This is a genomic window from Shewanella sp. SM69, assembly GCF_025653985.1.
GTDB classification, from domain to species: Bacteria; Pseudomonadota; Gammaproteobacteria; order Enterobacterales; family Shewanellaceae; genus Shewanella; species Shewanella oncorhynchi.
In genome coordinates, this window is the sequence record NZ_JAKKRV010000006.1 from 30,200 (window position 1) to 43,152 (window position 12,953).

At 43.4% G+C, this 12,953-nt stretch carries 13 protein-coding genes and 1 pseudogene; 7 read left to right on the forward strand and 7 right to left on the reverse strand.

Annotated elements, in window-relative coordinates:
- The first annotated feature begins 361 nt into the window (after positions 1–361).
- Complete coding sequence (locus L5M37_RS09995) at positions 362–1,657, forward strand: aromatic amino acid transport family protein (protein WP_028761640.1); 1,296 nt, start codon at positions 362–364, stop codon at positions 1,655–1,657.
- A gap of 109 nt (positions 1,658–1,766) precedes the next feature.
- Here L5M37_RS09995 and L5M37_RS10000 read toward each other — a convergent pair whose 3' ends face one another.
- Entirely contained in the window at positions 1,767–2,210 is a 444-nt protein-coding gene (locus tag L5M37_RS10000; RefSeq protein ID WP_105250107.1) for a GNAT family N-acetyltransferase, read from the reverse strand.
- Between the two features lie 213 nt (positions 2,211–2,423).
- Between L5M37_RS10000 and L5M37_RS10005 the strand changes: the two genes are divergently transcribed.
- Together L5M37_RS10005 and L5M37_RS10010 are read left to right on the forward strand one after the other, a co-directional pair.
- Positions 2,424–2,720, forward strand: coding sequence for a hypothetical protein (locus L5M37_RS10005; RefSeq protein WP_263200484.1), 297 nt, complete (start codon positions 2,424–2,426; stop codon positions 2,718–2,720).
- A 209-nt stretch (positions 2,721–2,929) separates the two neighbouring features.
- Positions 2,930–4,264, forward strand: coding sequence for a dicarboxylate/amino acid:cation symporter (locus L5M37_RS10010; protein ID WP_263200338.1), 1,335 nt, complete (start codon positions 2,930–2,932; stop codon positions 4,262–4,264).
- A 73-nt stretch (positions 4,265–4,337) separates the two neighbouring features.
- Here L5M37_RS10010 and L5M37_RS10015 read toward each other — a convergent pair whose 3' ends face one another.
- The gene (locus tag L5M37_RS10015; RefSeq protein WP_113939802.1) at positions 4,338–4,754 is read right to left on the reverse strand and encodes an META domain-containing protein; all 417 of its coding nucleotides are present in this window, start codon (positions 4,752–4,754) and stop codon (positions 4,338–4,340) included.
- A gap of 71 nt (positions 4,755–4,825) precedes the next feature.
- Between L5M37_RS10015 and L5M37_RS10020 the strand changes: the two genes are divergently transcribed.
- The gene (locus tag L5M37_RS10020) at positions 4,826–5,056 is read left to right on the forward strand and encodes a hypothetical protein (protein ID WP_028759411.1); all 231 of its coding nucleotides are present in this window, start codon (positions 4,826–4,828) and stop codon (positions 5,054–5,056) included.
- A gap of 36 nt (positions 5,057–5,092) precedes the next feature.
- Here L5M37_RS10020 and L5M37_RS10025 read toward each other — a convergent pair whose 3' ends face one another.
- Positions 5,093–6,109 (reverse strand): GGDEF domain-containing protein, encoded by a 1,017-nt coding sequence (locus tag L5M37_RS10025; RefSeq protein ID WP_263200340.1) that lies wholly within the window; start codon positions 6,107–6,109, stop codon positions 5,093–5,095.
- Positions 6,110–6,277: 168 nt separating this feature from the next.
- On the opposite strand from L5M37_RS10025, the gene L5M37_RS10030 reads away from it, so the two are divergent.
- A complete protein-coding gene (locus tag L5M37_RS10030) occupies positions 6,278–6,820 on the forward strand; it encodes a GNAT family N-acetyltransferase (protein WP_263200341.1) in 543 nt (180 codons plus the stop codon).
- A 61-nt stretch (positions 6,821–6,881) separates the two neighbouring features.
- A complete protein-coding gene (locus L5M37_RS10035; protein WP_263200342.1) occupies positions 6,882–7,232 on the forward strand; it encodes a hypothetical protein in 351 nt (116 codons plus the stop codon).
- Between the two features lie 38 nt (positions 7,233–7,270).
- Here the strand turns inward: L5M37_RS10035 and L5M37_RS10040 are convergent, their stop codons facing one another.
- The gene (locus L5M37_RS10040) at positions 7,271–7,675 is read right to left on the reverse strand and encodes a GNAT family N-acetyltransferase (protein WP_263200344.1); all 405 of its coding nucleotides are present in this window, start codon (positions 7,673–7,675) and stop codon (positions 7,271–7,273) included.
- Positions 7,676–7,833: 158 nt separating this feature from the next.
- On the opposite strand from L5M37_RS10040, the gene L5M37_RS10045 reads away from it, so the two are divergent.
- Positions 7,834–10,248 (forward strand): TonB-dependent receptor domain-containing protein, encoded by a 2,415-nt coding sequence (locus L5M37_RS10045; protein ID WP_212599759.1) that lies wholly within the window; start codon positions 7,834–7,836, stop codon positions 10,246–10,248.
- Positions 10,249–10,378: 130 nt separating this feature from the next.
- Here L5M37_RS10045 and L5M37_RS10050 read toward each other — a convergent pair.
- From L5M37_RS10050 to metK, 3 genes and pseudogenes are all read right to left on the reverse strand, one after another.
- Positions 10,379–10,692 (reverse strand): annotated as a pseudogene (locus tag L5M37_RS10050) (transposase); the annotation flags it as partial.
- 90 nt (positions 10,693–10,782) lie between these two features.
- Positions 10,783–11,268: a hypothetical protein gene (locus L5M37_RS10055; protein ID WP_263200345.1), complete on the reverse strand. Its 486-nt coding sequence runs from the start codon at positions 11,266–11,268 to the stop codon at positions 10,783–10,785.
- A gap of 156 nt (positions 11,269–11,424) precedes the next feature.
- Positions 11,425–12,576, reverse strand: a complete 1,152-nt coding sequence (gene metK, locus L5M37_RS10060) for a methionine adenosyltransferase (protein ID WP_028761631.1) — start codon at positions 12,574–12,576, stop codon at positions 11,425–11,427.
- Positions 12,577–12,953: the final 377 nt, after the last annotated feature.

The following is a 12,953-nucleotide window of genomic DNA, read 5'->3' on the forward strand; positions in this document are numbered from 1 at the left end:
TTGTAAAAATTTAACATTAACGACTGTGATCTTGATCTACCTTAGACGTGAGTATGCTGTGACGCGTCTTGTTTTGTTGATTTTTGTGACACATGTCCGGTTAGCTGTTTTTCTCGGCGCTTATGCAATGTCACTGGATTTGGCTTGAGGTGAATATCTTGTATTTTTAAGTGGCTTTTTATGTATATGTTTTGATGCTGCATTGAAAACTTATTACATTAAATCAGCGATCTAGATCTCAATATCAGTTTATTATGAAATTCCCTTACATAAAGCCGTGTCAGATCAACTTTTATGGGCTTTTTTTGGTTATCCTTAGCGCGAATTTATTATGCTAGTCACACCGTAAGGTAACTTTTATATGCAAAAAGATGCGACCAGTGTTCTTGGAACACCTCAAAGCACACAGAATCTAGATTCAACGAAACACTTACCTTGGACTCGCCAAGACACGACTTGGATGTTGAGTTTGTTCGGCACTGCCGTTGGCGCTGGAATTTTATTTTTACCTATCAATGCGGGCATGGGCGGCTTTTGGCCTCTTGTGTTAATGGCAGTGATCATTGGTCCTATGACCTATCTTGCCCACCGTGGCTTATCTCGTTTTGTTTGTTCATCAAGCATTCCTGGTAGCGACATTACTCAAGTAGTTGAAGAGCATTTTGGTGTTGGTGCGGGTAAAGCCATTACCGTACTGTATTTCTTTGCTATCTACCCGATTGTATTAATTTACGGTGTGGGTATTACCAACACTGTTGATAGCTTTATCGTCAATCAGTTAGGCATGGCATCGCCACCACGCTTCATTCTATCGGGTGTATTGATCCTCGGTATGATGGCTGTAATGGTCGCAGGTGAGAAATTCATGCTCAAAGTGACACAACTGCTGGTGTATCCGCTGGTGGGTATTTTGGCCTTTATGTCTATCTACCTGATCCCTGAATGGAAAATGGATGCTTTACTCGTTGTACCAGAAGCGGGTGCATTTTTAGGCACAGTTTGGTTAACGATTCCAGTTTTAGTGTTTGCCTTTAACCATTCTCCAGCGATTTCACAGTTTTCTGTGTCATTGAAACGTGACCATGGCGCGAATGCTTCTCGCAAAGCTGATGTTATTTTACGTAATACTTCCATGATGTTAGTGGGCTTTGTGATGTTGTTTGTGTTCTCTTGTGTGCTGTCATTATCGCCAGCACAATTGGCCGAAGCGAAAGCTCAGAATCTGCCGATTTTGTCTTATCTCGCCAACGTGCATTCAAGTGGTTTTGTGAGCTACTTTGGTCCATTAATCGCCTTTATCGCGATTGTGTCTTCTTTCTTTGGCCATTACATGGGCGCGACAGAAGGCATGAAGGGGATTATTGTTAAGCAGTTAGACACGAATAAAAAAGGCATTTCAGAGCAAAAAATCAACAAATTTATTCTGGTGTTTATGTTTGTGACGATTTGGGCCGTGGCAATCAAAAACCCAAGTATTTTGAATATGATTGAAGCTTTAGGTGGCCCAATTATCGCGGCTATCCTGTACTTGATGCCTATGTACGCTGTATACAAAGTGCCAGCATTAAAAGCGCACCGTGGTCGCATCAGCAATATCTTCGTGGTTATAGCGGGTTTATTGGCAATGACGGCTATTCTGTTTGGCTTCTTTCGTTAAGTTTTAATCTTAGTAGGAACGCGGTTTGAATGTGAATCGTGAGTCGTAAAAAGAAAAGGATCGGGCCATTGGCCCGATCCTTTTTTATTACGTATAACATTTGAATCGCTTATTTTTCTTCGTACATTAAGTAGTAACTCTGCTTCATCCCTAACGCTTGATAGGTCTGCTGTGCGGCGAGATTTTCTTGCTCGACATATAAACGGAAGCTGGCGGCACCACCATTGGCTTCGGCCAGTTGTTTGACTTCGCTGTAGAGTTTGGCATAGATGCCTTGGCGACGATTTTTCGGGCGAATATACACACTCTGGATCCAGTAATAATCCTTCGCACGCCAATCGCTCCATTCAAATGTCACCATGAGCGAGCCGACTAGCTCACCTGCGATTTCAGCGACCAGGTAAAACCCTTTTTGCGGGCTCTCAAGTAGCGTGCCCACACCTCGAGTCAGTGTCGCTTCATCTAAGGCTAGGCCTTCGGTTTCTTGGGCCATGGCCTGATTAAACTGCACTAAGGCGATTAGGTCTTGAGCCTTAGCTTTACGAATCAACATACTACAACTCCTAGGCGGTTATTTGGCAATACCGCTCTTGTTTAGTAAACAACATTTTGTGATTCACTTTATCATGGAACGACGAGGGATAACGAGTTTGGCAGTGGCAGGTTAGGCACTGATATTATTTATTGCTGTGGATATTTGTACGACTAAAGTCTTATCTGCTAGGCTTATCTCTAGTGTCCTTTCGCTGAACTAAGTGAGTTAATGATGGGATTTATTAAGTCTACTCGCCGCTATAAACTTAAGATTTTACCCGTCTATGATATTGCTGCTGATGAACAGATAAATCATCGTCTGCATTTTATTTTAACGCTGTTGGGCTTCGGTTTATGGGGTTTAGTTTGGTGGTGGTTGGTCTTAAAAGCTAACGGTAAGTCCGACTTTATTTTCAGTGGTTTTGATGACGATTATTGGAGTTATTTGATTGAGCGTGAGCAACCGCCTGCGTCGCTTTATCGTCAGCAAATAGCACCAAAAAAAGTCACAGAATATTTTGATGCTTAAGCAGGAAAACTAACATCTCAGCGGCCAATTTAACAAAGTTGGTTTGGTTAATATTACTGATTTTAAGGCGGTTTAGCTCAACGTGACCCAGATCATCCCTCGATTAAAACCCCTCTGCTAGACTCGGCGATTGCCCCATTTAGACTGAGAAACTAGCGCGCTAGTTTTGGTCTTTGCCCCATCATAGTTTCGAATTCAAGGTTATCAATATGACAAAACAAAAGTCGTCAGCATTAGGCCGTGTTTGGTCTCGCTGGATGTCAGTGCCGCTGTGGCTGCAAATTGTTATCGGTATGGTGCTAGGTATTTTAGTGGGCATCATCTTCGGCGAGCAAGCGACTCACTTAAAGCCGATAGGCACCTTGTTTGTTAATTCCATTAAGATGCTGATTGTGCCATTGGTGTTTTGCTCACTGATTGTGGGCGTCACTTCGATGCAGGATACGAACAAGATGGGGCGTATTGGTTTTAAATCTTTTGCGTTTTATCTCTTTACCACGGCTATTGCGATCACTATCGGTTTAATTGTCGGTTATGTTCTTCAACCCGGTGCTGGTTTAGGTTTGTCATTGGCAGAAGGCGCGACTCAAACTGCCAAAGAAATACCTTCTTTAGTCGATACTTTGATCGACATAGTGCCGACGAACCCTATTGCGGCTTTAGCAAGCGGGCAAATTTTGCAAGTTATAGTATTTGCGATTGTTTTAGGTATCGCCTTAGTGCTGATTGGCGAGCATGGAAAACCTGCAATTAAAGTGTTCGAAAGTTTAGCTGAGGCCATGTATAAAATGGCCGACATGGTGATGAAGCTCGCACCCTACGGTGTATTTGGGCTAATGGCTTGGGTAGCGGGGGAGTATGGGATTGATATGCTCTGGCCACTGATCAAAGTTATTATTGCTGTGTACCTTGGCTGTATTATTCATGTGATTGGATTCTATAGTTTTTTACTGCGCGGATTTGCGAAGTTAAGCCCGCTGCAGTTTTTTAAAGGGATTAGCAATGCCATGTTAGTGGCGTTTACCACATCGAGCTCTGCGGGCACGCTTCCTGTGAGTATGAAGTGTGCGAGTGAAAATTTGGGGGTTCATAAGAAGATCTCTAGCTTCGTATTACCGCTAGGCACCACAATCAATATGGATGGCACAGCATTATACCAAGGGGTCACAGTGCTGTTTGTGGCACAGGCGTTTGGTATCGACCTGACTGTCGTCGATTATCTCACCATTATTTTAACGGCGACGTTGGCCTCTATTGGTACTGCGGGTGTGCCCGGTGCGGGTTTAGTGATGTTGACTTTAGTACTCACAACCGTAGGGCTTCCCTTAGAAGGGGTGGCATTGATTGCGGGAATTGACCGTATTTTAGATATGGTGCGTACTGTGGTAAACGTCTCCGGTGACTTAGTGGCGACGACTGTCATTGCAAAGTCTGAAGATGAGTTGGATATGGCGCATTATAATGCCGACATAGATCAAAGCGCCGTAATAGCCGAACAGAATATTGCCCTCGAAATTGCAGCGGCTAAGAGTGTCAAAGCATAGGGAGCTTTTATTGCTGGTTCGTTAACTAAAAAAACCGCCATTGGCGGTTTTTTTATGCTGACAAGTTTTATGGTTACTTCATTTGGCTTAACACTAACACTGGCTTGTCGTCGCTGTTAAGTAAGGTAAGTCGGCCTTGCACTAATTTTGCTTTGGTAACTAATGGCATAGCTTGCATCACTTTGTGCTCTTGCTGCATTAGGGCATCCACGCAGGCTTTCATTGTGCTACCGGCAGGAGATAGCTTAAGCTCTTCGCCTTGCTGAGTATATTGACCGAAAAAGTTATTGCAGCTGTTGTTGCCATGTAATTTACCTTCGGCCTCAAAGGTGATTTGCGCTGGGCTGTAATCGATAGTCGGTTGGCCTTGGACCATTTCAATGTGCCAGCGGCCTTCTAATGGAATGGTATCATTTGGGGCTATATCGGCACTTTGGCAGGCGGTGATGCCTAAGAGTAATGCACCTAAGATGAATGTTTGTTTTAACATCGTTGCGGTTCCTTTTTCCATGATTATGGCCATAGTGTGACAAGTTTTTCGTAAGATCTAAAGGGGTTTATATGACAGGCTCATTTAAAAGTACTCTGAATTTGTTGAAGTTTTTACATTGGTTAGGTGTATTGATGCTAGTTTGTGGACTTGGGTTTTATATGTTGACGCAATGGAGTCTAGAGATAAGCGGCATGTTATTGATCTCAAGTCTGATTGGTTTAGGGTTGGTCTTAATGTCGCCCTATCCTGTGGTGCTGTTTATCCAATGGGCGAAGCGCCAAGATGAGCATTCCAAGTAATTTTGTACTGCCTAATTAAGCCTAAATTTCATTAAATCAAAGCTCTGCCGAATCTGCGGCGGGATTATCGTACAAGCTTGAGTCAATGGCGGGTTCTACTGGCGTGTCTGCGGCTTGGGGTACAGGTGGGCGCATTGAATCAAGTTTACCCCGTGCGAGTTCCATCATAGGTGCAAGTTTGGCGCTGGATTCTGGGGTAAAAAAACTGTAACTCACATCGAGTTTTAGCTGATGGTTTTGTTGTTCTAGCTGCTTTTCTACTCGCTTCATAATATGTAGAACATCCCGTTCACCATCCACAAAAGCAAGTACCACAAATTGAGTGCTGTTGTAATGGGCGGCAACGTCAGCGGTTCTTATCGTATCTTGGATTAACTTGCCTAACAGTCTGTGGTGATTATTTTCGAGTGGTATTGGTGTGTTATCCGTGCTCAGTAATTCAAAGAAGATGATACCTGCATGGGCGCCAAAGCGGCGGCCTAAATTGAGCTGTCTTGGCGCCATCATCAAGAAGCCATAATGGTTGAGCATACCGGTTTCTTGATCGCGCATCGAAAGGGATTCAATTCTATGGTTCTGACACAGCAGAGATAATTCCTGTTGCAGTAAAATCTGAAATGGTTCGAGCATAGCGGCATTGACTAGTGGCTCTGTTATATGCGGGTTGAGTACACACAGGGCACCAAATTGGCTACCATCCGGCCAAGCGATAGGACGTGAGAGAATATGCTGAATACCATCAAAATCCCTTGGTAAATCTTCTAACATAAAGCTGCCGAGGTTTTGATATAAACCATCAGGTTGGCTGTTTTGTATCTGTTTGAAGAGTTCGAGTGCTGGTGGATATAAAGTGCCCGCGGTAAATTGTGGTGTTTCAGTGATTGCGCTGACAATGATCTCAAATCCTGCGCTGGTCTTTTGGAATATAAAAACCGTGTTAGCGTTGTAATAACTTTTGATGAGCTCACATTGGTGCATCCAGCGAGTGAGATTCACTTGTTGATTGTCGCTATCAAGTAAACTCAAGTTGGGATTAATGGTTTCGGGCAACATACAAACGCCTAACTAGGGCTAAATATTCATTAAGTTTGGGAAATAAAAGGGGATTTAGCAAATCAAGGCACTAAATAATACCTTGTTCTAGCTGTGTCTATTAATCCAACCGAGTATACTGACGGCCTTAAATTGGGCCTAAAGCCAAGATGATGCCGTGAGAACACTGTGAAGATTAGATTAGCCTTACCCCAAGATGTTGATTTATTAGCGATGCTAGAGAAAAAACATCTCAATGACGAACTAGCTTCCGCCAATATGGGACTGCAAGGGCAAGCTTTTTCCCACAGTGAATTGAGCGAATTAGTGCAGCATCATTGGGTCGTAGTGGCGCAGGTTGAGCAGCAGATCGTCGGTTATGTGATTGCCGGCCGTTGGGGATTTTTCGAACATTGGCCCATTTATCGCACTTTGTTGAATCGTTTGGGGCAACTCGATTGGGATGGACCAAAATTAACTAAGACTAACTCATGCCAATACGGGCCGATTTGGGTGCAGCAAGCCTACCGTGGACAAGGGATTTTTGAGGCATTAGTCCATGAAATTCGTCGCCAAGTTGCTCCGCATTTTAGCTATATGCTGACCTTTATTGCTGAAGATAATGAACGTTCCTTTGCCGCTCACTCGGGTAAAGCGCACATGCAGGTTGTGGATTTTTTCACCGTTTCGGCAAGAGATTATTATTTAATGGCGGCAAAGACCCAAGCTTAGTTGTTCGACGATAAGAATTAAGGGTTAAATCTCTACTGATATCAATAACGGAGATAAATACATGCATGTGCAATTTGTTGAATCATTATTAGCGACTTATGCCAAGGTCAATTTATCGGCTTGGGACAGCTTGAGGTTAGTCTTATCTGAATGCGCTCACCATGAGTATGAGGCGAGGGGATTTGAAGTCGAGTTTTTATCTGACTTAGGGGCATTGCAACATTATTGGGTACAAGTGGGAGATATTTGGCTCGATTGTGGCCGAATCAATGCCTATTCTGCGACGATAACGCAACTGACCGATAAGGAACTTAGCCGTGTAAACTCCAAGAGCGCGTTAGAATGCGCTATTTTATCCCAAGAGCAGATCGGTCTACTCTGCATGCAAAACGCCCATTTCGACCATTGCTAAGGGCGCTTATTCAGCCAGCTTCTCAATCGCTTTTTTGATCAATACTTCTTCATCAGAAAGATGCGCTGAGGGGGAGTGGTGACTGTGCCTATGATCTCAAACCCTTGTTTTTCATAAAATACAGGGGCTTGAATCGATAAGGTATCTACTTGAGCTACCAAGCAACCCCGTTCTTTTGCCTCAGCTTCGGCAAGCGCCATGAGTTTGCACCCAAGTCCTGTGCCTCTGGTTTGGTCATCAACCCAGACAACATTGATTAAGAAGTTTTTATAGATAGTCCGGCCACCCACACCACCAATCAACTTGCCAGCTTCATCACGTGCTATGACAGTCAAAGGCACTGATTTCTCAGGTCCTAATAGCCCAGCATTAAATTGCCTAACGCCGTCTACCAGCGCATCCACAATCGCGTTATTTTCTTCATGAATAACTTCAAATTTCATGTCAAAAACTCTTTCTTGAATGTGATTACTTTATAAACGTAAATGTTATTTCTGTTGTATTCAACTTTTGATTGATCTCACTAATGTTAATCATTATCATTCGCGAAATCATTTGTGGGTTACATTTGTAAACTAAGTTTACTAAACAGGAGAGGTTTATGTTATTTCGTCAAACTTGCTTGGCAGTTGCCATTACCGCTGTATTTGCGGGTAATTTTGTCCAAGCCGAAGAGGCTCCCGACAGAAAAATGGAAGTTATGGTTGTTACTGCCTCTGGATATGAACAGAAATTGGTTGATGCACCTGCCAGTATTTCTGTTATCACCCAAGAAGATTTGATGATAAAACCTTATACCACTCTCCTAGATGCAGTGCGTGACTTGGAAGGGGTTGATATTGGTGAAACCCGTGATAAAACAGGGCAAGGTACCATCAGTCTACGCGGTATGGGATCTGACTATACCTTAATCCTTGTCGATGGTAAGCGTCAGAATAACCATGGTGATATTTATCCAAACAGTTTTGGTGGCAATCAATTTGGTCATGTACCACCACTTGATGCTATTGATCGAATTGAAGTTATTCGTGGGCCAGCATCAACGTTATACGGTGCAGATGCTTTAGGTGGTGTGGTGAACATCATCACTAAAAAAGTGGGCGACGAATGGTCTGGCTCTATCACTCACAGCCGAACTCATCAAACCAATGATGCCTATGGCGAAGATATCACTACCGATTTCAGCGTGATGGGTCCCCTCATTAAAGGCGTTCTTGGGTTATCGATTCATGGCAGTATTTATGATCGAATGGGGTCAACACCAGAGTACGCACCAGTAGATTATCCTAATGGAGAAGTACGCACTCGTTCACTCGGTTTTGGTGGTGGCGGTAAAACCGTCGATAACGAAAATCATATGTTAGGTGGGAGTTTAAGTTGGACACTAAATGAACATCACAAAATTTGGTTTGATTTAGATTCCTCATCTCAAGATTATGATAATACGCCACTGATCAATGATAACGGTGAACGAGAGTATCCGCTTGGTACTGTTGATAATATCGATAGTCTCTGGATTGCCAGTAACTTCTGCAAAGGCGGTGTAGGTTCCCGTGAGGCTGCTTGTCTAGCCAGCGGTGGTGAATGGGCAAGACGATCAAATCCGCGAGCGGGTTACAGCGAGACTCAAAAATTTACCCGTGATGCTTGGGCGTTAACGCATGAAGGTGCTTGGGATTTTGGTACAAGCTTTGTGTCACTATCCTATGTAGACACACAAAATAATGGCCGCACACTGCCATTTACCACTGCTGAACGAGTATTACTACTGCAGATGATTGATGGTAAAGGGGATTACACCGGCATGACTGAAGCCGAACGTAAAGCGATTGCTGAATCCACTTTCCTGCCTAGACCTAAACGCGAAATGGCAAGTAATCAATATACGCTTGATATGAAACTCGATATTCCATTTGAAGCTGCAGGAAATCATGTCGCAGTGACGGGTGCGCAGGTGATTCGTGGTGAGTTGAAAGACGGTGTATTTGGTATGGAAGAAGGTACGCCTGGCGCAGTACAAGAACACAATATGTGGTCTGTTTTTGCTGAAGATACCTGGAGCATGACCTCTGATTTATCTGTTACTGCGGGTTTACGTCATGATGATCATGAAATATTTGGCAACCAACTCAGCCCACGTCTATACGGTGTTTACACCATTAATAATGAGTGGACAGTAAAAGGTGGGGTGAGCACAGGTTTTAAAACACCTAAAACCACACAATTGTATGATGGTGTCGTTGGCTTTGGTGGCCAAGGAACCTCACCGCAATTTGGTAACCCAGATCTCGAAGCTGAAACCAGTGTGTCCAGCGAAGTCGCCTTGTATTGGTCTCATCCCGATGGCCATAATTTTAACGTCACTATCTTTAAAAATGACTTTGACGATAAGATTGCTTCACAACCCTGTGGTAAAGGTACGAGCATAGAATGTTCCGATGCGGGTGAATATGCTGATTTAGGTTATGCAGTCAGTAGCAAAACAGTCAACATAGATAAAGTTACTATTCAAGGTGCTGAGCTCGCGGGACGTTGGGAAATTCTAGATGCCTTAACGTTAAATGCTAATTATACCTACACAGATAGCGAGCAGAAAAGCGGTGCAGAGCAAGGCCGTCCACTCGGCAACAGTGCCAAGCATATGGCAAACGCGACATTAAAATGGGAGTTGACCGACTCATTTAACGTATTCTTGACCTCTGAATACCGTGCTAAACGTTATCGCTCTTGGGATATCATTAATGATGCTGCACTCTACTATAAGGGTTATAACGTGTTCCATCTTGGTGGTTCTTATCAGGCGAGTGAGTTTGTCACCTTCAACATGCGAGTAAATAACTTGTTTGATAAAGATTTTACTTCATACGATATTGTCTTCACCGAATGTAGTGACACTAGCACCACTTGTGTCTCTGACGACAATGGCCAAAACGGATACACAGCATCTTACGTTGATGATTTCAATAACAAAGATAAGGCCCGTAACTTCTGGGTTGGTATGAATGTACGTTTTTAAACTAATACTCTGTGCATTAGTCATTATTTGATATTCATGGGCGATAGATAAAACTGAGAGTTACCCGTTTGATAAAGGTATCCACTATCAATTAAACAATAGGGTAACTCTCATTACTCATTACTCATTACTCATTACTCAGTGCACCTGCACTGTGCTGGAGAGTCCGCACTATCGAGCCATCAATAAAGACCCATTCCGTGTCGGCCATTTTCGCTAAAGCTTTGAATAAATAGGCCTGAATGTCTTTTTAGACTATAAATAAAACCGTCTAAAGACTGTACTCCAATGGCTCAACTCTTTGGGTAAATCTTGCCAAGGGATACCTGTTAGAAGGTGGTAAAGAATGCCTTCGAATGTTTATCTATGTTCAGGTTTATCATAAACATGGCCTGTGCTGTTTATTAAATGAAAAAGCGTTTCCCTGCGTGCATTGGTTAACAATCAGTATTGGCATGCTATCTAAAAATTATTCTCGAAAGCTCAATAGAACCTAGATGAAGTCAGAAAAATTAAAGGTGCTAGCGTATAAGCCTAAAGAATCAGCCATTGCCCGTTTGGGTAAGTACCAATATAACCAAAGGGGATTCTTCCACAGAGATACCAAAATAGGCGTTCACTCGTAAAGGCTGAAAGTTTAACGTCAGCTAGGAGCAGTGTTGCGAGCGTATTAGCGTCATCGGATGTCAGCGCGCATATTTCTGCAACGGGAATAATTTTCCAAGTGGAGAGGTAAGCTGACTTAGCAATTTCATCGACTTCGCTGTCAGAAATCCAAGCATGCACATCATTTACTACTGCCTTTGTTTTTAACGAATTTGCCAAGTCATGATCTGTTACACACAGGCTTTCATAGTGGATTTCGTAAGGTGTTTCAAAAAAGGCTTCAGGATCGGATTCAAGAAAAGCGGCGATCTCCTCTAATGTACCGTATGTCTTTGCTGTTTCCTCTGGCAGACCTACGTTGGCTGCCCATGCACAAGATTGAAGTTGCTGTAATAAGATGGCGTTATCGGTCATGGGGTCTGTGCACTCTAATGGTCTGTGTATATGCTGCTTTTTATCTTGCCATATTTGTCTTAGCACTATTAATCTAACTAAATGACAGACATAAAAAAACCGCTGGGTAGCGGTTTTTTTATGGGTCTTAAGTGTAAAAATTGAAATGAATTAAGACTATAGACCCGCGTCAGCACGTAATATTTCGGCTTTATCAGTCGCTTCCCATGGGAATTCGCTGCGACCAAAGTGACCATAAGCGGCGGTCGCTTGATAAATTGGACGTGCTAAATCTAGCATGGCCGTTAAACCGTATGGGCGCAGTTCAAAGTGTTGACGTACTAACTTGATCAGCACTTCTTCAGATACTTTACCGGTACCGAAGGTCTCGATGCTGATAGAGGTAGGCTCTGCCACACCAATAGCGTAAGACACTTGGATTTCACAGCGATCAGCAAGACCTGCTGCAACTATGTTTTTTGCCACATAACGGGCAGCGTATGCTGCGCTACGGTCCACTTTTGATGGATCTTTACCAGAGAATGCGCCACCACCATGACGGGCCATGCCGCCGTAGGTGTCAACGATGATCTTACGACCCGTTAAGCCGCAATCGCCTACTGGACCACCGATAACAAAACGGCCAGTTGGGTTGATAAAGAACTTAGTATCTTTGTTTAACCATTGAGCCGGTAATACAGGCTTGATAATGGTTTCCATCACGCCTTCAATTAAATCGGCTTGTGAAACGTCATCTCTGTGTTGAGTCGACAACACAACTGCATCGATACCGACAATTTTGCCATCATCATAGGCAAAAGTGACTTGGCTTTTCGCATCTGGGCGTAACCAAGGTAGCGTGCCATTTTTACGCACTTCAGACTGACGTTTCACTAATGCGTGAGCATAGGTGATAGGTGCAGGCATCAGAATGTCGGTTTCGTTGTTGGCATAGCCAAACATTAACCCTTGATCGCCAGCACCTTGCTCTGCAGGGTCTGCGCGGTCTACACCTTGATTAATGTCGGGTGATTGCTTACCAATGGCGTTTAATACTGCGCACGAGTCTGCATCAAACCCCATATCTGAATGGGTATAACCAATTTCACGCACCGTTTTACGGGTGATTTCTTCAATATCAACCCAGGCAGAGGTAGTGACTTCACCACCCACTAATACCATGCCGGTTTTGACATAAGTTTCACACGCTACGCGTGCTTTTGGATCTTGAGCCAGAATTGCATCTAGCACAGCATCAGAAATCTGATCTGCAATCTTATCGGGATGACCTTCTGAGACCGACTCAGAAGTAAACAAGTGCTTTGCCATAGTAGGAAAATCTCGTCGTTAGCATTCAAACGTGTAGAAGCATCTACATCTAGACGGCTATTTTAGTTTAAATCCGATTGCCGATCACCCCCGATAATAAAAAATCCTCTCAGATTGTGACCTGAAAACGACTACGCTCTGTCATAAATAGGTTATTTTACTTATATTTCATAGCATTAAGTTTACTATGTTTTTGAGAAATTTATTTCTCCATTACAAGTGATCCTTGCTATGCCCTCCCAAGTAAACGCCAGCAAAGTGACTGGCTTGTTTCTGCGACTTGTATACCCAAGCGACCTGAATCCTGTATCTTCAAGTTGTTTGGGTATATATTCGGCCATCTTTTGCTGAGTGAATGGTAATTTTAGTTTGCGTCA